Annotated in this window: 22 protein-coding genes; 15 read left to right on the top strand and 7 right to left on the bottom strand. The window is 60.0% G+C overall.

Annotated features, from left to right (window positions below):
- Nucleotides 1-15 precede the first annotated feature (15 nt).
- The 13 genes from rpsE (at nucleotide 16) to Mhypo_RS08260 (ending at nucleotide 7,760) form a co-directional block, all read left to right on the top strand.
- Nucleotides 16-504 (top strand): 30S ribosomal protein S5, encoded by a 489-nt coding sequence (gene rpsE / locus Mhypo_RS08320; protein ID WP_119340838.1) that lies wholly within the window; start codon nucleotides 16-18, stop codon nucleotides 502-504.
- Complete coding sequence (gene rpmD / locus Mhypo_RS08315) at nucleotides 504-680, top strand: 50S ribosomal protein L30 (protein WP_119340837.1); 177 nt, start codon at nucleotides 504-506, stop codon at nucleotides 678-680. Before rpsE ends, rpmD begins: the two co-directional genes overlap by 1 nt.
- Nucleotides 677-1,138 (top strand): 50S ribosomal protein L15, encoded by a 462-nt coding sequence (rplO, locus tag Mhypo_RS08310; protein WP_119340836.1) that lies wholly within the window; start codon nucleotides 677-679, stop codon nucleotides 1,136-1,138. The genes rpmD and rplO overlap by 4 nt, the downstream gene beginning before the upstream one ends.
- 1 nt (nucleotide 1,139) lies before the next feature.
- Nucleotides 1,140-2,462, top strand: a complete 1,323-nt coding sequence (gene secY / locus Mhypo_RS08305) for a preprotein translocase subunit SecY (RefSeq protein WP_119340835.1) — start codon at nucleotides 1,140-1,142, stop codon at nucleotides 2,460-2,462.
- A gap of 181 nt (nucleotides 2,463-2,643) precedes the next feature.
- A complete protein-coding gene (locus Mhypo_RS08300) occupies nucleotides 2,644-3,216 on the top strand; it encodes an adenylate kinase (protein ID WP_119340834.1) in 573 nt (190 codons plus the stop codon).
- 26 nt (nucleotides 3,217-3,242) lie between these two features.
- Nucleotides 3,243-4,034 carry a type I methionyl aminopeptidase gene (gene map / locus Mhypo_RS08295; protein ID WP_119340833.1) on the top strand — a complete coding sequence of 264 codons (792 nt, stop codon included), beginning with the start codon at nucleotides 3,243-3,245 and terminating at the stop codon, nucleotides 4,032-4,034.
- 26 nt (nucleotides 4,035-4,060) lie between these two features.
- Entirely contained in the window at nucleotides 4,061-4,279 is a 219-nt protein-coding gene (gene infA, locus Mhypo_RS08290) for a translation initiation factor IF-1 (protein ID WP_027882090.1), read from the top strand.
- Between the two features lie 43 nt (nucleotides 4,280-4,322).
- Nucleotides 4,323-4,436, top strand: coding sequence for a 50S ribosomal protein L36 (gene rpmJ / locus Mhypo_RS08285; RefSeq protein ID WP_013014843.1), 114 nt, complete (start codon nucleotides 4,323-4,325; stop codon nucleotides 4,434-4,436).
- A 27-nt stretch (nucleotides 4,437-4,463) separates the two neighbouring features.
- A complete protein-coding gene (gene rpsM, locus Mhypo_RS08280) occupies nucleotides 4,464-4,844 on the top strand; it encodes a 30S ribosomal protein S13 (RefSeq protein ID WP_027876089.1) in 381 nt (126 codons plus the stop codon).
- A gap of 160 nt (nucleotides 4,845-5,004) precedes the next feature.
- Nucleotides 5,005-5,406: a 30S ribosomal protein S11 gene (rpsK, locus tag Mhypo_RS08275; protein ID WP_119340832.1), complete on the top strand. Its 402-nt coding sequence runs from the start codon at nucleotides 5,005-5,007 to the stop codon at nucleotides 5,404-5,406.
- A 113-nt stretch (nucleotides 5,407-5,519) separates the two neighbouring features.
- On the top strand, nucleotides 5,520-6,137 hold the full coding sequence (gene rpsD, locus Mhypo_RS08270; RefSeq protein ID WP_119340831.1) for a 30S ribosomal protein S4: 618 nt from the start codon (nucleotides 5,520-5,522) through the stop codon (nucleotides 6,135-6,137).
- A 77-nt stretch (nucleotides 6,138-6,214) separates the two neighbouring features.
- Nucleotides 6,215-7,198 carry a DNA-directed RNA polymerase subunit alpha gene (locus Mhypo_RS08265; RefSeq protein WP_119340830.1) on the top strand — a complete coding sequence of 328 codons (984 nt, stop codon included), beginning with the start codon at nucleotides 6,215-6,217 and terminating at the stop codon, nucleotides 7,196-7,198.
- Nucleotides 7,199-7,274: 76 nt separating this feature from the next.
- Nucleotides 7,275-7,760, top strand: coding sequence for a bL17 family ribosomal protein (locus tag Mhypo_RS08260; protein WP_119340829.1), 486 nt, complete (start codon nucleotides 7,275-7,277; stop codon nucleotides 7,758-7,760).
- A 49-nt stretch (nucleotides 7,761-7,809) separates the two neighbouring features.
- Here the strand turns inward: Mhypo_RS08260 and Mhypo_RS08255 are convergent, their stop codons facing one another.
- From Mhypo_RS08255 to Mhypo_RS08225, 7 genes are all read right to left on the bottom strand, one after another.
- Entirely contained in the window at nucleotides 7,810-9,087 is a 1,278-nt protein-coding gene (locus Mhypo_RS08255) for a S41 family peptidase (protein WP_119340828.1), read from the bottom strand.
- Nucleotides 9,088-9,096: 9 nt separating this feature from the next.
- Nucleotides 9,097-10,344, bottom strand: a complete 1,248-nt coding sequence (locus Mhypo_RS08250) for a S41 family peptidase (protein ID WP_186814642.1) — start codon at nucleotides 10,342-10,344, stop codon at nucleotides 9,097-9,099.
- A gap of 489 nt (nucleotides 10,345-10,833) precedes the next feature.
- Entirely contained in the window at nucleotides 10,834-12,039 is a 1,206-nt protein-coding gene (locus tag Mhypo_RS08245) for a SpoIID/LytB domain-containing protein (protein WP_119340827.1), read from the bottom strand.
- Between the two features lie 467 nt (nucleotides 12,040-12,506).
- Nucleotides 12,507-14,006 carry a bacillithiol biosynthesis cysteine-adding enzyme BshC gene (bshC, locus tag Mhypo_RS08240; protein ID WP_119340826.1) on the bottom strand — a complete coding sequence of 500 codons (1,500 nt, stop codon included), beginning with the start codon at nucleotides 14,004-14,006 and terminating at the stop codon, nucleotides 12,507-12,509.
- Nucleotides 14,007-14,150: 144 nt separating this feature from the next.
- Nucleotides 14,151-14,792 (bottom strand): Crp/Fnr family transcriptional regulator, encoded by a 642-nt coding sequence (locus Mhypo_RS08235; protein ID WP_119340825.1) that lies wholly within the window; start codon nucleotides 14,790-14,792, stop codon nucleotides 14,151-14,153.
- A gap of 166 nt (nucleotides 14,793-14,958) precedes the next feature.
- Nucleotides 14,959-15,777, bottom strand: coding sequence for a menaquinone biosynthesis family protein (locus tag Mhypo_RS08230; protein WP_170148254.1), 819 nt, complete (start codon nucleotides 15,775-15,777; stop codon nucleotides 14,959-14,961).
- A gap of 59 nt (nucleotides 15,778-15,836) precedes the next feature.
- Complete coding sequence (locus Mhypo_RS08225; RefSeq protein WP_119340823.1) at nucleotides 15,837-16,211, bottom strand: hypothetical protein; 375 nt, start codon at nucleotides 16,209-16,211, stop codon at nucleotides 15,837-15,839.
- Between the two features lie 158 nt (nucleotides 16,212-16,369).
- On the opposite strand from Mhypo_RS08225, the gene Mhypo_RS08220 reads away from it, so the two are divergent.
- On the top strand, nucleotides 16,370-17,077 hold the full coding sequence (locus tag Mhypo_RS08220; protein WP_170148253.1) for a helix-turn-helix domain-containing protein: 708 nt from the start codon (nucleotides 16,370-16,372) through the stop codon (nucleotides 17,075-17,077).
- Nucleotides 17,078-17,234: 157 nt separating this feature from the next.
- Nucleotides 17,235-18,014: an ABC transporter permease gene (locus Mhypo_RS08215; protein ID WP_119340821.1), complete on the top strand. Its 780-nt coding sequence runs from the start codon at nucleotides 17,235-17,237 to the stop codon at nucleotides 18,012-18,014.
- Nucleotides 18,015-18,024 lie beyond the last annotated feature (10 nt).

The raw sequence follows: 18,024 nt of genomic DNA, 5'->3' as shown, positions 1-18,024 counted from the left end.
TCCAAAGGAGCTGACATGCCTGAAACCGATTTTGAAGAAAAGATGATCTTTGTGCGCCGTACCTCCAAAACCTACCAGGGGGGTCGCCGCTTCCGCTTTGGGGCTTTGGTAGCGGTCGGAGACCGGCAAGGCCGGGTAGGTCTGGGCCTGGGCAAGGCCAAGGAAGTCCCGATGGCGGTGCAAAAAGCCAACAACTACGCCAAGCGCGAGATGGTCGAGGTGCCCTTGCAGAACGGCACCATTCCCCACGAAATCAGCGTGACCTGGGGTTCTTCCACCATCTTGCTGCGCCCTGCAGCGCCCGGCACCGGGGTAATTGCAGGCCAGGTGCCCCGAGCCATCCTCGAGCTGGCCGGCATTACCGACATCCTGACCAAGGAACTGGGCTCCCGTAACTCGGTCAATATCGCCTATGCCACCATGGAAGCTCTGCGCCAACTCCAGACCTGGGACGATGTCAAGCGCCTGCGTAAGGCACCTAACAAGCCCGAGGAGGTGGCCTGATGGCTACCTTCAAGGTTCGGTTGATCAAGAGCCCCATCGGCTATCCCAAAGACCAGAAAGCCGCCCTCAAGGTACTGGGTCTGACCAAGATGAACCGCGTGCGTGAGATACAGGATAACCCCGCCATGCGCGGTCAAATTCGCAAGGTTTCCCACCTGGTGGAGGTAGTGGAATGAAACTCTCCGATATTCGTCCCAACCAGGGGGCCAATAAGCGCCCCAAGCGCGTGGGTCGGGGTCCTGGCTCGGGCAAGGGCAAAACTGCTGGGCGCGGCCACAAGGGCCAGAAATCCCGTTCGGGCGGCCTCAAAAACTCGGCCCGCTTCGAAGGTGGTCGCTCCACCCTGCTGATGCGCCTGCCCAAGCGTGGCATGAAAAGCAACTCCCACGGTGAACTCAAGCGGGTAGAGTACCAGGTGGTCAACCTGGGCGCCATCGCCAAGCACTTTGCTTCCGGCGAAGTAAGCCCCGAAGCCCTGGTCAAGGCGGGCCTGGTGCGTCCGGGCTATCCCGTTAAGGTGCTTGCTCAGGGAGATGCTAGCAGTGTCAAGGTGCATGCCCACAAGTTCTCGCAAGCTGCGGTAGAAAAACTTAAGGCTGTAGGCGGCGAAGCGGTTGTGCTCGAGGGGGCCTAAGATGCTCGCGGCCTTCCGCTCCGCGCTTGTCATCCCCGAGCTGCGTAAACGCATACTGTTTACGCTCCTGGTGCTGGCGCTGTATCGGCTGGGTACTTTTATCCCCACCCCTGGGGTGGACATCAGCAAGATCCGCGACTTCCTGGGCACCCAGGCAGGTAGCGCGCTGGGTCTCATCAACCTGTTTTCCGGTGGCAACTTCGAGCAGTTCTCGATTTTTGCCCTGGGCATCATGCCCTACATCACCGCTGCCATCATCATGCAGCTTCTGGTCACGGTCATTCCGGCGCTGGAAAAGCTGCAAAAAGAAGGGGAAGAAGGCCGTCGCATCATCACCCAGTACACCCGCTATGCCGGTATTGCCCTGGGGGCGGTACAGGGTTTGTTCCTGGCCACGGCCTTTTTGGGTTCTAACAATGGCGCTTTCCTGCTGCCCGGCTGGGAACCTGGCTTCTTCTTTTACTTTGTGGTGGTGATTACCCAGGTAGCCGGTATTGCCCTGTTGCTCTGGATGGCCGAGCGGATCACCGAGTATGGTATTGGCAATGGCACCAGTATGGTGATCTTTGCGGGCATCGTGGCTTCCTGGCTGCCGCAACTGGGCCGAACCTTTGGTCTGGTTCGTACCGGTGAGGTCAACCTGATTGCCCTCTTGATCTTCCTGGCCTTTATCGTGCTGGCCTTTGGTGCGATGGCGGCAGTGCAACAAGCCGAGCGACGTATTCCGGTGCAATACGCCCGCAAGCAGGTAGGCCGCAAGATGTTTGGTGGGCAAGCCACGTACATCCCCATCAAACTCAACGCAGCGGGGGTCATCCCCATTATCTTTGCAGCGGCCCTGCTCCAACTCCCACTCTTTATCACCGGGGTGTTCCCCGAGTCGCCGGTAGCCCAGGGGGTCGCCAACTTTTTCACCCCCTCCCGTTTCCCCGGCTTGCTGATAGAGGTACTCCTGATTGTGGGGTTCACCTACGTCTATACCGCCGTGCAGTTCGACCCGCGCCGAATTTCGGAGAACCTGCGCGAATATGGTGGTTTCATTCCCGGTATTCGTCCCGGTGACCCCACCGTGAAGTTCCTGGAGCACATTGTTTCCCGCCTGACTTTGTGGGGGGCTATCTTCCTGGGCATTGTGGCGGCCCTGCCCACCATCATGCAGAACGTGACGGGCGTCACCACCCTGGCTTTCCACTTCTCGGGCATCAGTCTGTTGATTGTGGTGGGGGTTGCGCTCGATACCTTGCGCCAAATTGAGGCCCAGTTGCAGATGCGAAACTACGAGGGCTTTTTGTCCAAGGGTCGCCTGCGGGGCCGTACTCGCTAGGGTAGGTAATTTCAGACGTCGCGGATCCTCAAATGCCGAGGGACAAGGGTCTAGGGTTAAAGATGCCGCAAATTTCTGCAATCAGCTATTGATTTGTAGATCATCGGCCCTGCCGGACGGAGTGTGGGATCTACGCAGGCAATAAGAAGAGTGGAAACGCGATAAGGAGACGGTTAAAGATATGGCAGAGGCTGTCATCTTCCTAGGCCCCCCCGGCGCAGGCAAGGGTACCCAGGCCAAGCGTCTGGCCTCCGAGATGGGGTTCAAACAGCTTTCGACAGGCGACATCTTGCGCAGCCACGTGGCCCGTGGCACCGAGCTGGGCAAGCTGGCCAAGCCCATCATGGATGCCGGGAAACTGGTTCCGGACGAGATCATTCTGGGGCTTATTGGAGCAGAACTAGCCGCCATGCCCGATCCCAAGGTCATCTTTGATGGTTTTCCCCGCACCCTGGCCCAGGCGGAAGCCCTGGATCGGCTTTTGCAAGAGCAGCATATTCGCTTGCTGGGGGTTTTGCTGGTAACGGCTCCCGAAGACGAACTGGTGCGGCGCTTGCTGGGCCGGGCGCTGGAAGAAGGCCGCTCAGACGATAACGAGGAGACCATCCGGGCCCGCATGACCGAGTACCGCCAGAAAACCCAGCCCCTGGTGGATTACTATAAAAAGACCGGTAGCCTTAAAGAAATCAATGGACTGGGCAAGGTGGACGAGGTCTACCAGGCGATCCAGGAGGCTTTAGGTGTCCGGGCCTAGAGACTGCGGCCTTTGATCCCAAATTTATGGCTATCCACATCAAATCGCCCTGGGAAATCGAGAAGATGACCAAAACCGGTCAGCTTCATACCGCCATTTTTGCCGAAGTGGAGCCGCATATTCGGCCTGGGGTGAGTACCCTCGAGCTCGACCAGATGATCCTGCGGGCCATTCAACGGGTAGGAGGAAAGGCACCCCAGATCGGCTACCGGGCGGGTGGGCAGGTGCCTTATCCCAGTGCAACTTGCATGTCTATCGACGATGTGGTGGTGCACGGCTTTCCCTCCAAGCGCCCTTTGCGCGAAGGCGAGCTTTTGAAGATCGACTTCCTTTTCACCCACGATGGCTATACCACCGACATGGCGCGCACCTATGCCGTGGGCAAGGTTTCGCCCGAAGCTCAGAAGCTGATGCAGGTGACCGAGGAAGCCTTCTGGTTGGGATTGGAGCTTCTACAGCCTGGCAAACGCATTGGCGATGTGGCGGCAGCCGTACAGGATTTTGTAGAGAAGCAGCATGGTCTGTGGTGCATCCGCGAGATGGTGGGACATGGGGTGGGGCGTGAGCTGCACGAAGACCCCCAGGTGCCCAACTACGGTGAACCCGGCAAAGGCCCCAAGTTGCGCCCCGGCATGACCCTGGCCTTCGAGCCGATGGTTGCTTTGTACCCTGCCAAGATGGTAATATTGGCGGATGGTTGGACGGCCACGGTTGGCAAAGGCAACCTGGCGGCCCACTACGAAAACACGGTGCTGATTACCGAGTCTGGCCCTCGCCTCTTGACGGGGAGCCAGAAATCTGTGCCGATCGGACGATAGCCAGGATTTGCGCTAGGAGGAAGTGCTTGGCCAAAGAAAAAGACACAATTCGAGCCGAAGGGGTTATCACCGAAGCGTTGCCCAACACCACCTTCCGGGTCCAACTCGACAACGGCCCCGAGATCCTCTGCTACATTTCTGGCAAGATGCGCATGAACTACATCCGCATTCTGCCCGGAGACCGGGTGGTAGTCGAGATTACCCCCTACGATCCCAGTCGGGGCAGGATTGTTTACAGAAGGTAATCGTTTGAGCTGGAGCGTTTTGTGCGCTTCCTAAGGAGAAACCATGAAAGTGCGTACCTCAGTGAAGAAAATGTGCGATAAATGCAAGGTCATCAAGCGCCACGGTCGCGTGTACGTGATCTGCGAAGACCCGACCCACAAGCAGCGTCAAGGCTGATTGGGAATCTAGAAAGGAGGTGAAGAGATGGCTCGTATTTCTGGTGTGGAAATCCCCCGCAACAAGCGTGTGGACATTGCCCTGACCTACGTGTATGGAGTGGGCCCGGCCCGTGCGAAAGAGGCCCTTGCTGCTACCAACGTCAATCCGGCCACCCGGGTCAAAGACCTGACCGAGGCCGAGGTAGCCAGGCTGCGCGAGTTTGTGGAGAACACCTACAAACTCGAGGGTGAGCTGCGCGCCGAGGTTGCAAGCAATATCAAGCGCCTGATGGATATCGGTTGTTACCGGGGATTGCGCCACCGCCGTGGATTGCCTGTGCGGGGACAGCGTACCCGTACCAACGCCCGCACCCGCAAAGGTCCCCGCAAGACCGTGGCCGGTAAGAAAAAGGCACCCCGCAAATAAAGTGGGGTTTTGGCTGGTGGGTCAAACACTTTTTGCGCTGCCCACCGCCCTCTGATAAAGCTGGAACGTAGATGCTGCAATAGTGCATCGTGTACACGCCAGTTGAGACTCCTGATAGAGCTTCACCCCCATTTTTGTGTGGAGCAAACGCGAGGAGAGTATGGCTGAGAAAAAAGCTGCCACCAGTCGTAAGAAAAAAGTTAAGCGTCAGGTTAGCATGGGAAAGGCGTTTATTCACGCCTCCTACAACAACACCATCGTGACCATTACCGATACCAACGGTCACCCGGTCACCTGGTCGTCGGGTGGGGTGATCGGCTACAAAGGCAGCCGCAAGGGTACGCCCTACGCCGCGCAGTTGGCGGCAATGGACGCGGCCAAGAAAGCCCAAGGCTTTGGGATGAGCAGCGTGGAAGTGGTGGTACGGGGCACGGGGGCAGGCCGCGAGCAAGCCATCCGGGCTTTGCAGGCCAGTGGGCTCCAGGTGCGCTCGATTGTGGACGATACCCCCTTGCCGCACAACGGCTGCCGTCCCCGCAAGAAGTTCCGCAAGACGATTTGAAGGTTGGTTGCTGGGGTGAAACTTTGGTTCCCTGCTTCGCCCCGCATACCCTGGGAACCCGGTCGGAAAAGCAGTATGAATAAGTTGGCTTCCTGACCGATGGAGGAGAAAGAATGGGTCGTTATAGAGGGCCAATCGTAAAAGTGGCACGTCACCTTGGGGTGAACGTGGCCGAGACCGAAAAAGTTCAAAAGTACCTGGATCGCCGCCCCTATGCGCCGGGCCAGCACGGCCAGAAGCGCAGAGGTCGCCCCTCCGATTTTGCAGTGCGTCTGCGTGAGAAGCAAAAACTGCGCTTCATCTACGATGTCTCGGAAACGCAGTTCCGCAACCTCTTCGAAGAGGCCAGCCGTAAGAAGGGCGTGACCGGTACGGTTTTCTTGCAATTGCTTGAGAGCCGTCTGGATAATGTGGTGTTCCGCATGGGTATTGCCTCTACCCGCCGTCAGGCTCGTCAGTTTGTGCGCCATGGCCACATCCTGGTCAATGGCAAGCGGGTGACGGTTCCTGGTTATCGCCTGCGCCAGGGCGACGAACTCAAGGTATCGGAAAAAGCAAAGAAGATGGATTTCATCGTGCAGAATGTCGAACGCTTCAAAAACCGCAAGACCTTCCCCTGGTTGGAGTTCAACGCCGACACCATGACCGGACGCTTCTTGCGCGTGCCTGAGCGGGAAATGCTGTCCTTGCCGGTGAACGAACAACTGGTGATCGAGTTCTACTCCCGATAGTCCATCGCTCATAGCCGTTGGCCGATAGCAAAGCACCATTCGCTATCAGCTATTGACACCTCCGAGGAGGTTCTAGTTTGGAAACCACCAAGACCAAAGCCCCCGTCTTCAACGCCCGCATTGACGGAAACTACGGCGAGTTTGTGCTCGAGCCCCTCGAGCGGGGTTTCGGCGTAACCCTGGGCAACCCCCTGCGCCGAATTTTGCTTTCCTCGATTCCCGGTACGGCTGTTACCAGTGTCTACATCGAAGACGTCCTGCATGAGTTTTCCACCATTCCAGGGGTCAAGGAAGATGCCATTCAGCTTATTTTGAACCTGAAAGAGCTGGTGGTTCGCTTTGCCAACCCCGGCAGCGGCCCCAAGACCCTCACCCTGCGGGCCAGCGGCCCCAAAGTGGTGTATGCCCGCGACCTCGAGTGCCCTCCCGATGCCGAAATCGTTAACCCCGATCAGTACATTGCTACCCTGGAGGACAAGGGCAAGCTGGTGATGGAAGTGCGGGTAGACGAAGGAACCGGATACGTGCCAGCGGAAAAACACGGCATCAAAGACCGTATCTCCTCCATCCCGGTGGATGCCCTCTACTCCCCTGTGCGCCGCGTGGCCTACCAGGTCGAGGATACCCGTCTGGGCCAGCGTACCGACCTGGACAAGCTGACCTTGCGCATCTGGACCAATGGCGCGGTCTCGCCCATGGATGTGCTGCAACAATCGGTAGCCATCCTGCGCGAACAACTGGGTTTCTTCGACCAATCGCCGGTGGTGCGGGTCGAGCACAAGCCCACGCCGGTAGCCGCCCCTGTCACCCCCGTAGCCACTTCTGCCTCTACGGCAGCCCCCGTAACCGCCCCTGTTTCCAAGGGGGTAGGGCTGACCCTGGACGACCTGGGTCTGACCACCCGCGTCCTGCATAACCTCAAGGAAGAGGGCATCGAGAGCGTGGAAAGCCTCCTGGCCCTTTCGGAACGCGAACTTAAGAAGGTGCCGGGCATCGGCGATCGCAGCCTGCAGGAGATCAAGGACTGCCTGGCCCAGCACGGGCTGGTAATGAAAGACTAGCGTCGAGGCTACTGGGTTGGGCGTCCAAAGCGCTAGACCCTGGACTCCTGGCCCTCGACGCTCCGAAGGAGCAAAGATGCGTCACCAGAAAGCTGGAAGAAAACTTAACAGGAACTCCTCGCATCGCGTGGCTCTGTTCCGCAACCTTGCCAAGAGCCTGTTGCTTTCGGAGGAGGGTAGAATCACCACCACCATCCCCAAGGCCAAAGAACTGGCGGGCTATGTGGATAACCTGATTTCCGCTGCCAAGAAAGCCCCCACCCTAACCGTGCCCGACAATGTGCGCTTTACCAAGCGCAAGGATAAGAACGGCAAGGAACTGCCCCTGCAGGAAGGCGAGCGCATGGCTACACCTGAAGAGCTGGCCGCCTATGCCCGGCGTAACCACCTGCGCCGCCAGGTCTTGCGCGACCTGCACGACCCCAAGCTGGTCAAGAAGCTATTCGAAGAAATAGCCCCCAAATACGCCGACCGTCCAGGCGGCTATACCCGCGTCCTCAAGCTGGCGGAGCGCCGCCGGGGGGATGGCACGCAACTGGCCCTGGTGGAGTTGGTAAAGTAAAGCAGCATCGCGTCGAGCAGGGTGGGTACTACCCACCCTGCCCTCGCTTTTATCGGTTGGCTTTGATGCCCAGGGCTTCCAGGGCCTTCTCGAGCGGCAGGTCGCGCCCGTTGTTGGCGAGTTGCTCGAGGGAATTCTCCACCACAAAATCGGGGGTGGCCTTGGCGGGGTAGGGGGAGCCATCGGCAAAGAAAGCCCGGTTGTAGGAGATGCTCAGGGCGCCTCCGTTAATCAGGTTGAGGGGGCGGGTGGTGGTGTTCCCGATGCCCAGGGTAGCGACCCCCACGAGGGGTGCCAGCCTGGCTTTCTGAATGGCGGAGGCCAGGTACTCCCCGCCCGAGGCGGTGTTTTCGTCTATGAGTACCACCAGGGGGCCGCGCCAACGGGCCAGGCTGGGCAGGTTGGCGTTTTCGCTCTGGCCGTTGCGGGTCACGATAAAGCGCCCATCGCGGATGCGGAACTCGGTGCGCTCGGTCTGGTAACGGTCTACCAGAGCCACGAAGGGCTCGTCCAGGAAGGCCGCCGCCGAGTAGATCATCTCGTTGAGCAGGCCTCCGCTGTTGCCACGCAATTCCAGAATGAGCGCCCTGGCGTTTTTCTGCTGGGCCTCGCGTACCAGCTCGTGTACGCGGCGGCCCACCTGGCCCTGGGCATCGAAGTCGGGGATTTTGAGCACCGCCACCCCGTCGGGCCGCATTTTGAGCGAAGGGAAACGGGCCAGGTTGATCTCACGGCCCGTCAGGGTAATCTCGAGGCGCTGGCGCTGGGGCCCACGCAGGATAGTAAGCACCACCGGGCGGCCCGTTTGGACTGATTGCACCAGAAACTGAGCAGCCTGGTTATCGTCGGGTAGCTCGCTTAACGGGCGACCGTTGACCGCGATGATGCGGTCGCCGTAGGCCAGTCCGGCTTCGTCGGCGGGGCCGCCCTCCACCACATCCACTACCAGGCGGTCACGTGAACCGGGAATGGGTAGGTGGGTCACGCCGATGCGCAGGGTGCGGGAGGGTGCGTTGCCCTGGCGGCTCTCACGGGTGCCACGCAGGGCTTCGGGGCTCAGGTAGTAGGTGTGGTTGTCGTTCAATTCGCCGACCATGCGCTGAATGATGGGCACTGCCTGGTCGTAGGAACAGGTGTCTTTTTGGGGTGCGCAGGTGCGATCGAGCTCGCTCTGGTAGCGAGCGGTGAGCTCCTTGAGGTTAAGGGTGGCTGGGCCGTTGTAATAGAACTCCACGTAAAAACTGGCTTGATCGAAGAGGTCTTGGGCGGGCGAGGCCAGCGAGAGCGAGCCAAGCACCAGGGCCAGGGTTGCAAACAGTTTTCGCATAGCATCCACCTACCGCAGCATTTCCAGGGCGCGTTCCAGCACCACATCACGCCCTGCAACGAGGGCATCCAGGTCGTCTACTACCGCTACATCCGGGGTTACCTTGAGGGGGAAGGGCGAACCATCCAGGTTGCGCATTCGCAGCGAAGAGACCGCAATAAACTCGCCATTGAGCAAAGGGCCCTCGGCGCTGCCTGACATGCCCAGGGCACCTGCGGTGGGCTCGCCCACTACCTTGGCCCGGCCTGCAACCTGCAAGAAGTAAGCCAGCATCTCGGCGGAGTTGATGGTGTTGCGGTTGACCAGCACCACCAATGGAATACGTGCCAGGTAAGGCTGTTCTACAGCGCTTTGTTCTTCTTTGTCGCCCCCTTCGGCCTGTACAAACAGCTTGCCGTTTTCGACGGTGTGGGTTTCGTCCTGCCCCTGGAAGCGCCGGTCGTAGATAAAACCCCCCTTGCCCGTGAAGGCAGCGGCCCCCAGCAGGGCTTCGGAGTCGTAACCGGTGAGGGCGTCGCGCAGGTCAATCACCATGCCCCGTACCCCGGCCTGTTCGGCCTGACGAGCGGCATCGTGGATGCGCTGAGCGGTGGAGTATTCGTCGGAGCTATAGAGGTGGTAAATCCGCAGGTAGGCGATGCCGTTGTTGATCTCGAGGCGGGGCCGCATAGTGGCCTCGGCCACCCGGGGGGTGAGGCTTGCATTGCGGGCATTGCCCTGGCGGCTGTAGCTCAGGCTAAAGGCATTGCGAGCGGTTTCGGCAGCGCTCAGCCGGGCCAGGGTGGCGGGTTGCCCGCCGATCTGGGTAATCAGGTCGCCGCGGCGCAACCCCGCCTCGAAGGCGGGTTCGCCGGGGAAGGCTTCGCTTACCACCAGCCCCCTGGGAGTCTCGCGCACCCAGACCCCAATTCTGGGGGCCGCAGGCCCCAAACCGGCCCCATAGCGCTGGTCGTCGATGAGCTGCTCGCGGGTCATCAGCACCGTAAAGGGGTCGGCAATGTCTTGCACGATGCGGGCGATGACCTGCCTGGCCTTATCGAAGCCGCATCGGTCACGCTCGGGGGCGCAGAGCCGGTCAAGCTCTGACTGATACTGCCGCCGGAGTTCTCTGAAGGGGGGCACTTTGGCCGGGCCGTTGTAGTAAAAGCCAATAAGAAAGGTGGCCTGGTCGAACAGATCTTGGGCGGGGGAAGCCAGTGCCGGACTGACCATCCCGATTATCAGCACACTGCTGAGCAACGCATGGCGCAGGGTCATGCTTCAATATAAGCAAGAAAATGTTAAGCGAATGGTAAATTGACTCGGATTGTGGCAAGCTCAAAGCCGAAGGCTTAAGGCAAATGGTTCATGGCTGATAATCCATGGTCCGTGGTTTGATAACGGTGCGAAAAAAAATCGCTTGGTTTTGGTGGATAGCCGATGTCGGAACAGAGAAGGTGCGTCCCTGCTTCAACCACAGTCGAAACTCACCCCCAACTCGTTTTGCAGCCGCGCTCACTGCGGACTACACAGCGAAGGCTGACTTTTGCATTGCACAACGAGCGGCCAAAGTGGGGCCTTGCATATGACTTCGTGGATGGGGTCGAATTGACTTGAAGCAGCCCCTCTGACGCAAACGGTTTTCCTGCTGGAACTCGGTAACTCGTTGGCGATAGCCCCCGAGGGAGGTTGGGGGATTTGCAGTTTGGGTTTATTGGTTGATTTTGGGACACACCCGAACAAAAAAAGCTATGTAGACAAAAAAACCTAAAACCAACCAGGCCCAAAAGTTGTATAGAAGAGTCGGGTTACCAGAGCTGGCGCTGGTTTTGCAGGGGCCAAACCGGCGTGGGCCCAGGATATAGGGTATCCGGCCCGGGGGAGTTTGTCCTGCAAACCGGCCACCACCTCGAAGCTGCTGAGGAAGGTGCCGGGATAATAATAGCCGAGAATCTGCCGAAAATCCCAGCCCTGGAGGGCCAGCCCACGCGCACCCCACTGGCTCATGCCCACCCCATGACCATTGCCCTGGCCGAATACTTGCCAGCCATCGAAGCGCACCCGGGTGGAGGGTAACCCCAGGCCCCGCAACAGGCGGGTGGACTGAGGGCCATCGAGCTCTACGCTGCGGCTGCTGCCCACAACACGAAGGCGTAAAGGGCGGCCACTTTCGCTGACGAGTAAGGGTGCGACGGCTTGCACAGCGCCTACCTGGATACCCTGGCTGGCCAGACTGCGGGCGATGGCTGCGGGTGAGAGGGTGCGGCTCCAGGTGCTACTTGGACTCTGTGCAAAAGGGTCGGGGCGCGAGACCAGGTAGGGCACACTGCTGCCCCACACCTCTGCCGAGGCAGCGGTGTAGCCGCCCGAGTCAGAATGGTAGACAGCGGTGATGGGTTTTTGGTTGAAGCTGACAATCAGGCTGCGGGTCGCGTAGATCGCACTGGTGTGGCGGGGGGTTTCCACTGAGCGTCCCAGGTACACCTGGCAGCGTTCGGTAGCACAGAGATCGTAGAGGCCCTGAGGGTTCAGTCGATAGAGCGCAAAAGTGCGGGCCAGAATGGCTTGTGCCTGCAGCACCGCCTCCGGAAAAGAGGCCGGAACCTCGCTGGGAACAACCCCCAGCAGGTAGTCCTCGAGCCAGACCCGGTTAATGAAGAGTACCCGCCCGGCCTGCCACACCGCCAGCAGGTTGCCGCGGTAGCTGCGTTCTCCCAGGGCGAAACCATCGGTAGTTACGAATTCTACCCATGGTCCGGCGCTTTGGCCGTCTATGAGTACCTCGCCTGCCCCAGCCGCGACACGCAACGTACCAGCGCCAAAATCCTGGCTACCGAAGGCGCTGTTGCGCTGGTGCGGCCCCAGTTGAATGCTGCCCGCCGGAGCTTCGGTGAGCAAGACCCGCAGCAGCAAGTCCTGTTGAGCGTGAGCGGCTCCCAAGAGCAGGAACAGGAGCATCCAGACGCGCCGCATGTCTTTCAGTATACGTTTGGGCTGAGAGCCGCGGTGTTCATCTGGCGTTGAGGTAACGGGTGGTCAGGTGCCTAGGGCTTAGGAGTCTGGGTAATACCAGATTCGGTTAGTTCGTCACCCTTTGGTGACGAACTAACCCGACCGAAGTTATCCGCGTAGCGGAGGGCGATACCGCCCCTTGGAAGTTATCCGCGTAGCGGAGGGCGATACCGCCCCTTGGAAGGGAGACGCTTTCTTCGCCGACCGACAGTGAAGGGCCATCGGCCCCCGGCTAGCGCCGGTACTCAAGGGAGGAGTGTGCTCTAGGATTCAAAAAGACAGCCTCTGGTGTTTTTGGTTTTGTAAACTGTCTTTTTGAATCCGATATAAATCACCATAACGCCGCTGCTGGGAGGACAATACCCTGCCACATGTCCCAGATCGCGCGTCGTAGATCAAGTAGATCAAAGGGCTTTGAGCTTTCAACGCTAACTCAGACTGAGCGTATGGTTGCCCGTTGCGGGTAGTTCCAGGAGCTTATCCAGTACCCGCTCCCCATGTTTGAGCAGGTACATCAGGAAAGGATAGACCCGCTCCTGGGGGCCTGCGGGGGCCAGGTGGCGCTGCAGCCGGGCAAACTGCGCCCCCAGGGTGTTCTCCTGATGCAGGGCGTTGTCCAGTATTTTGCGCTCTAGCCGCTCGAGCTCGTGCTGAACGCGCACCTGGGCGCGGTGGCGAGGGCGGCTGAGGGTGGGGTCGGTGAGGAGGGTTTGTACCTGCTCGAACTCGGCGGCAATGCGCCGCAAATGGGCCTGGATGGCCTGTACCCGCGCGTCTTGTTGGGCCAGGGCGGCCTTGAAGGCGCCTTCGGGGTCGGCCTGGAAAGCCCAGGCCTCGAGGCCATACTTCTGCAGGATGCGCTCAATGGGGGGCTCGAGAACAGTCACCCCCATCCGGCGGATAACAGCGGGGGGTTCCAGCCCGTGCAGCGCATAGACCCCACCCAGCTCGGCCACGTATTTGAGCTCCCCCGGCCCCACCACAAAGCCAGCGGTGGGGAGCACGGCGTCCTGGAGCACTGGCCGCAGGCCCGCTGCCGGGGTCAGGCAGGTGGGGTCTTGGGCCAGCAAAGCCCGCAGATCGGCGGGTGAGTAGCTGCGCTCGCCATCCTCAAAGTGTCCGTCGCGAAAACGCAGCAGGCGGCGGATGCCGTCCGGGCCTTCCAGAAACAAATTGGTGGCGGCCTCACCCCGGCCCAGTACCGGCTCGAGGCCGGCTTTTTTCATGGCCTGCGCGCTTCGGTTGATGGCCTGGGAAGACGCCAGGGGGTCGGCAATTTCCCGCTCCAGGGCCGGTACAAACAAAGGGGCCAGCTCTGGGGCCATGGGGTCGAAGAGCACCAGGCCATACGGCCCCAGAAATTCCAGCATCAGCCGGGCGAAGACCTCGCTATAGCTCCAGTTGCCCCGCATGGCCCGGCAGATGCGCTCGCGCACCTCGGGATAGCCGTCAAAAGGCCGCAGCAGGTTGCAAACCTGGGCAAAGTAGGTTTCGAAAGCAATGCGCCCGGCGGGGTGTGCGGGGGGGAGTGGTAGCTCCAGGCGGTGAACCCGCTCCTCGAAGTCCAGCAGTTCCACACTGCGAATTTCGTCGGTGTCGTGGTCTTGTGAGGCCACCCAAAAGACTGCTACAACCGGTTGCTCCTCGGAGCTGTATTCCTGGGCCAGCTTGAGCGCAGCCTGGGCCTTGTAGAAGGTGTAGGCGGGCCCGGTCAGTAGCCCGGCTTGCTGACCGCTGACCATGGCCCGGCTCCTGGGGTGGGCCAGGCGCTGGGCGGCCTCGAGGCTGGCCGGAGGTGCACCCAGGCGCTTGTGGTAAGCCACCAGCCCGGCGCTCAAGGCCTCCCGTGGAACCTCTCTGGGGGTACGCAGCACGGCGGGCAGGTGCTCGAGGCGATAAGGCAAAAACTGACACAGGGCATCGGGCATGACTACGGGATTCTATAGCTTGTTTAGGGGGTACAGCGTGATGTGCGGTGGTTTTTAGCGCTGTGCGGGTCAGGAAGGCCGGGGCAGGGTGTAAGAAAAACATTCGCCTGGGCCGTCGGTCGCGCTGCCTGGGCGGTTTATTTTCTACGAAGAGACCCGCTTGAGTATATCGGGCTTGAGGATCAGGATGCGCCGGTAGCCCAGCTCGATAGCGTCGTCCATGGCTAGCTCGCCCAGCACCTTGGTAATGGTTTCGCGGGTCGAACCGGCCAGGTGGGCCAGGTCCTGGTGTGAAAGGGTTACTTCCAGGCCCTCCTCGCCCTTGCGCATGGCCGAGAGCAAGGCTTTGGCCAGCCGGGGCAGCACCTCCTTGAAGCGCAAGTCCCGCAGGCGTTCCTCGGCCTTGCGCAGCCTGCGCGAAAGCAGCAGCACAAAAGCGGACTGAGCTTCGGGGAAGCGGCTGGTAAGGCGCAGCAGGTCTTCCCTCGAGGCCGAGAGCAACTCAGAGTCCACCAATGGTTCGGCGAACACCCCGTAGCGCTCGCCGGGCAACAAAGCGCCTTCACCAAATATGTCCCCGGCCCCCACCACCGTCAGGGTGATTTCCTCCTCCTGGGGTCCAAGCTGAAACAAGCGCACCCAACCGTCCATCACAAAGTACAAGGTTTTGGCCTCGTCTTCGGGGTAGCACACGTAGCTGCTCCGCCGGGCCGAAAAGCTACGGAATACCCGCTCAGCTTCGGCTCTGGCTTCAGGGGGCAGGGTGGCGATGAACTCCGGCGTCATGGCTGTTAATTTAGCGGTTCTATCGCGCAGACATTCCTGATTGAGAATACAGATAGCAAGAAATATACCTGCTGGGGGTAGATTTGCAGACGGTGTCACTAAGCAAACGAATATTGAACTAGACACAATTTGTTCGCTATTGGGGCAGCCCTAATCTGCACTGGGTTCAAGCAAAGTTGGGCAGGCGGGATGCAGGAAGTAGCCCGGCTGCCTCGCCGCGCCGGAACAGCTCGGCCACTGCGGCTTCGCCTTCAGGCCCCACGTCCAGCGAGAACTCGTTAACGTAGGTGTGGATATGGGCCCAGATCACTTCGTCTTGTAACTCCTGGGCGTGCTGCTTGATGTAGGCCACGGTCTCTTCTGGGTGGGCGTAGGCGTACTCCAGGCTCTGTCGCACCGCCCGGTCTATGGCCCGAATGGTCTCGGTACCCAGGTCGCGCCGGGCCAGAATGGCCCCCAGGGGCAGGGGCAGGCCGGTCAGCCCTTCCCACCACTCGCCCAGGTCCAGCACCTTTTGCAGGCCGTGCAGGTGATAGGTGAAGCGCGACTCGTGGATGATGAGCCCGGCGTCTACCTCACCCTGCGCTACCGCTGGCATGATCTGGTCGTAGCGCATCTCCACCGGCACAAAGCCCTGGCTATGCAAGGACAGCAGCAGAAACGCAGTGGTGTTCTGGCCCGGAATTGCAATTTTTTTGTCCTGTAGCTCGCCCAGCGGATACTTGGCTACCAGGAGCGGCCCCACCCCCCGCCCCAGCGCGCCTCCGGCCCGCAGCGCCACGTACTGCTCGCGCAAGCGTCCGTAGGCGGCATAGCTGATTTTGGTGAGGGGAAGCTGGCCCTGCAAGGCCCAGCGGTTGAGGGTTTCCACGTCTTCCAGGCGTTCGGTAATGGGGAAGGGGGTGGCCACCTTGCCGTGGGCCAGGGCGTAAAAAATAAAGGTGTCGTTGGGGCAAAAGGAATAGCCAAGTTGCATAGTATTCATGCTAACGGCCTATGTTTACGCTCAAAGTGAGCCTGGCTCCTGGCTGAAGGGGGCTGTGGCTACTTTGCCGAGCTTTTGCTGCGGGGCTTCTTTCGAGGGGGCTTGGGGGCCTCGAGCTTCAAGTCGGTCTTTTTGCCCACTAACCTTAGCAGGTTGCCGAGGGTGGCCTCAAAGCCGACCCAGCCTAAAAGCGTCGCCAACACCAGAAGGCTCTTGGGGGAGAGGGTGAGCCAGTCCGAAACCAGGATGGCCGCCAGGGTGCCCCAGAAGGCGCTGCTGAGTACGCGGAGGGCCTGCTTCCAGAACTTGCTCCGCACGCTCTCAACCAGAACCTTGAGCAATGCCCCTGCGACAGCAAACGCGCCCATCACCCCGAAGAACTGCCAGGGCTCGAGTCGGGAGAGCAGGTCGGTGGTGGACTGGGCTGGTTCCATGTTTCACCTGTGCTTTGAAGGGAAGTTAAGATATGTGTTATGTTATTTACAAAAATACAGACATATATTAGGCTAGCTAAGAAAAACTGATTAGTCAATATGCCTGGAAAGATTGAATCTTAATCAAAATGACTCAAAATAATTTTGGAGAATCCTGCATGTACCCTCATTGGGCCACCGCCATCCGCCAGCAGCGCCAGCGCCTGGGTCTGTCGCAAACCCAGGTAGCGCAGGCCTCGGGATTGCTCAACCAGACTGAGGTCAGCCGCCTCGAGCGCGGCCTGATCCACCCCACCCTCGACCTGGGCGCAGCCAAATTGCGGGCTTTGCTGCGGGTGCTGGGCTGGAACTGGCCCCAGTTTGCCCTGGCTACTGGGCTGGAGTTAGATTTTGCGGAAGGCGAAGCCCTAAAGAGGCTGGAACGCTTGGAAGCGGAGCTGCACTTTGCTACCTTTTCCGTCCAGGCCACCGCTTCGGCGGGCCACCAGAACACCCCAACCAGCGAGGGCCTAGTCTCGATTCCATTGGAAGACTTAAGGGCACTGGGGGTGCGGCCCGAAAACGTGCGGGTCTTTGCTGTCAACGGCGATTGCATGGTCTCGGAGAGCGTGCGGGCCATGGGCCAGAGCATCGCGCCGGGGGATCGGGTGGCAGTGGATACCGGGCGGATGCCCCGGGCCGGGGATGTGGTGGTGGCCTGGGACGGTCTCAACGAAGCGCTGCTCATCAAGCGCTACCAGGAAGAAGGCGAGCACATTGTGTTTTATCCGGCCCGCCGTAGTGTACCGCCGGTGGTGCGCCGCCGCGACGACCCGGTCAAAATCATTGGGCCGGTGGTGTGGCGTGGGGGGCCGTTTAGGGGATAGGGGAGAGGAAGCGAATCCTTGGTCAATGCAAGAGCCAAGAGCCCAAAGCCAAAGGCTGAAAGTATCAGGACTTGCGACCTGAGACCTGAGACATGCGACATTTCTGCTGGCAAAAACCTGTCCAAATTACCTGTAGACCCACTTGATAAACTAACCCATGCGCTACCTGCGGGTGTTGGGCCGCTTCTGGGGGACGGCCCTGGCGGCAGAGCTCGAGTACCGGGGCAATTTTTTGTTGGCCGCGCTCTCGGCCCTAGGCGCTGCTGCCGGCAGCCTGTTTGGGATCTCCCTGCTCTACCAGGGGGGCTATCAGCCAGGGGGGTGGAAGTTCGAGGAAGCCTTGCTGGTGCTGGCTGCCTTCCTGATGATGGATAGTTTTGCCTTCACCCTACTCTCGCCTAACCTTAACCGGGTGGTGGAACAGGTGCAAAAAGGCACCCTCGATTTTGTCCTCCTAAAGCCGCTGGATAGCCAGTTCTGGCTATCTTTTCGCACCCTTGCACCCTGGAGCCTGAGCGATGGGATCATTGGGCTTATGCTCTGGTTCTATGCAGGCTACCGTCTGGGGCTGGGCCCGGCCGATTACGGGGTAGGCTTTGGCCTTTTGGCCGTGGCCTTCGTAATGCTTTATAGCCTTTGGTTTGTCATTAGTGCCAGCAGCATCTGGTTTGTCAAGGTGGCCAACGCCACCGAGGTTTTGCGGGCTTTGCTCGAGGCTGGGCGCTTCCCTGTACAGGCTTTTCCAGTAGCTTACCGCTTCATCTTCACTTTTGTGGTGCCGGTGGCCTTCCTGACTACCGTACCCGCGGAAGCTGCGCTGGGTCGGCTGACCCCAGCAAACCTGGGCCTGGCCCTTCTGATTGCCCTCTTTTTGCTGCTGTTTTCCAGGGTTTTCTGGCGCTTTGCCCTGCGGAGTTATACCTCGGCCTCGAGCTAGGCGTTTCCCT

The sequence above is a fragment of the Meiothermus hypogaeus genome, assembly GCF_003574035.1.
Classification (GTDB): Bacteria; Deinococcota; Deinococci; order Deinococcales; family Thermaceae; genus Meiothermus; species Meiothermus hypogaeus.
Note: the sequence above shows the minus strand (reverse complement) of the source record. Positions and strands in the feature narration are given on the sequence as shown.

Bases quoted from the DNA above. Each gene is read 5' to 3' on its own strand.
- rpsE (WP_119340838.1), top strand. From the start codon at position 16: ATGCCTGAAACCGATTTTGAAGAAAAGATGATCTTTGTGCGCCGTACC.
- rpmD (WP_119340837.1), top strand. From the start codon at position 504: ATGGCTACCTTCAAGGTTCGGTTGATCAAGAGCCCCATCGGCTATCCC.
- rplO (WP_119340836.1), top strand. From the start codon at position 677: ATGAAACTCTCCGATATTCGTCCCAACCAGGGGGCCAATAAGCGCCCC.
- secY (WP_119340835.1), top strand. From the start codon at position 1,140: ATGCTCGCGGCCTTCCGCTCCGCGCTTGTCATCCCCGAGCTGCGTAAA.
- Mhypo_RS08300 (WP_119340834.1), top strand. From the start codon at position 2,644: ATGGCAGAGGCTGTCATCTTCCTAGGCCCCCCCGGCGCAGGCAAGGGT.
- map (WP_119340833.1), top strand. From the start codon at position 3,243: ATGGCTATCCACATCAAATCGCCCTGGGAAATCGAGAAGATGACCAAA.
- rpmJ (WP_013014843.1), top strand. From the start codon at position 4,323: ATGAAAGTGCGTACCTCAGTGAAGAAAATGTGCGATAAATGCAAGGTC.
- rpsM (WP_027876089.1), top strand. From the start codon at position 4,464: ATGGCTCGTATTTCTGGTGTGGAAATCCCCCGCAACAAGCGTGTGGAC.
- rpsK (WP_119340832.1), top strand. From the start codon at position 5,005: ATGGCTGAGAAAAAAGCTGCCACCAGTCGTAAGAAAAAAGTTAAGCGT.
- rpsD (WP_119340831.1), top strand. From the start codon at position 5,520: ATGGGTCGTTATAGAGGGCCAATCGTAAAAGTGGCACGTCACCTTGGG.
- Mhypo_RS08260 (WP_119340829.1), top strand. From the start codon at position 7,275: ATGCGTCACCAGAAAGCTGGAAGAAAACTTAACAGGAACTCCTCGCAT.
- Mhypo_RS08255 (WP_119340828.1), bottom strand. From the start codon at position 9,087: ATGCGAAAACTGTTTGCAACCCTGGCCCTGGTGCTTGGCTCGCTCTCG.
- Mhypo_RS08250 (WP_186814642.1), bottom strand. From the start codon at position 10,344: ATGACCCTGCGCCATGCGTTGCTCAGCAGTGTGCTGATAATCGGGATG.
- Mhypo_RS08245 (WP_119340827.1), bottom strand. From the start codon at position 12,039: ATGCGGCGCGTCTGGATGCTCCTGTTCCTGCTCTTGGGAGCCGCTCAC.
- bshC (WP_119340826.1), bottom strand. From the start codon at position 14,006: ATGCCCGATGCCCTGTGTCAGTTTTTGCCTTATCGCCTCGAGCACCTG.
- Mhypo_RS08235 (WP_119340825.1), bottom strand. From the start codon at position 14,792: ATGACGCCGGAGTTCATCGCCACCCTGCCCCCTGAAGCCAGAGCCGAA.
- Mhypo_RS08230 (WP_170148254.1), bottom strand. From the start codon at position 15,777: ATGAATACTATGCAACTTGGCTATTCCTTTTGCCCCAACGACACCTTT.
- Mhypo_RS08225 (WP_119340823.1), bottom strand. From the start codon at position 16,211: ATGGAACCAGCCCAGTCCACCACCGACCTGCTCTCCCGACTCGAGCCC.
- Mhypo_RS08220 (WP_170148253.1), top strand. From the start codon at position 16,370: ATGTACCCTCATTGGGCCACCGCCATCCGCCAGCAGCGCCAGCGCCTG.
- Mhypo_RS08215 (WP_119340821.1), top strand. From the start codon at position 17,235: ATGCGCTACCTGCGGGTGTTGGGCCGCTTCTGGGGGACGGCCCTGGCG.